This is a genomic window from Vibrio sp. D173a, from assembly GCF_030248475.1.
Genome location: NZ_JAHGAH010001368.1, coordinates 1 through 721 on the forward strand (window position 1 = coordinate 1; position 721 = coordinate 721).

General features: G+C 48.1%; 1 protein-coding gene and 1 pseudogene. Both read right to left on the reverse strand.

Annotated features, from left to right (window positions below):
- Positions 1-498 (reverse strand): annotated as a pseudogene (locus KIV40_RS33415) (cation acetate symporter); the annotation flags it as partial.
- Between the two features lie 11 nt (positions 499-509).
- Positions 510-719, reverse strand: coding sequence for a DUF4212 domain-containing protein (locus tag KIV40_RS33420; RefSeq protein ID WP_285353704.1), 210 nt, complete (start codon positions 717-719; stop codon positions 510-512).
- Between the last annotated feature and the right edge of the window lie 2 nt (positions 720-721).

A 721-nucleotide genomic window follows, 5' to 3' on the forward strand; every position in this document is an offset into this window, starting at 1 on the left:
TGCGTAGAAGAACACAATACCCATACCGATGATGATACCTAGGTTGATATCAACCTCTAGGAAACGTGAGAATACAACGCCTACACCACGCATCTGGCCTGCAACGTACGTGAATGATACGAAGATCGCACAGAATACCGCTACCATACGCGCTGTTTTCGAGTAGTAACGCTCACCGATGAAATCAGGAACCGTAAACTGACCGAACTTACGTAGGTAAGGTGCTAAACAGAGTGCAAGTAGTACATAACCACCTGTCCAACCCATTAGATATACCGCACCGTCGTAACCAACGAATGAGATGATACCTGCCATTGAGATGAATGATGCTGCTGACATCCAGTCCGCGGCTGTTGCCATGCCGTTTGCGACTGGGTGTACACCACCGCCTGCAACGTAGAACTCACTGGTTGAGCCAGCACGAGCCCAGATAGCAATACCGATGTAGAGTGCAAAAGTGATGCCGACGAGAATAAACGTCCAAGTTTGAATATCCATGTTCTAAACCTCTAGTCTTCCTGTACGTTGTATTTCTTGTCGAGCGCATTCATACGCACTACGTAAACAAAGATTAAGGCGACAAAGGTGTAGATCGACCCTTGTTGAGCGAACCAAAACCCTAGCTTGAAACCGCCTAGTTGTACGGTGTTAAGCGCATCGACAAATAGGATGCCTGCGCCGTAAGACACTGCAAACCAGATGGCCAGCAGGGTCCCCATAA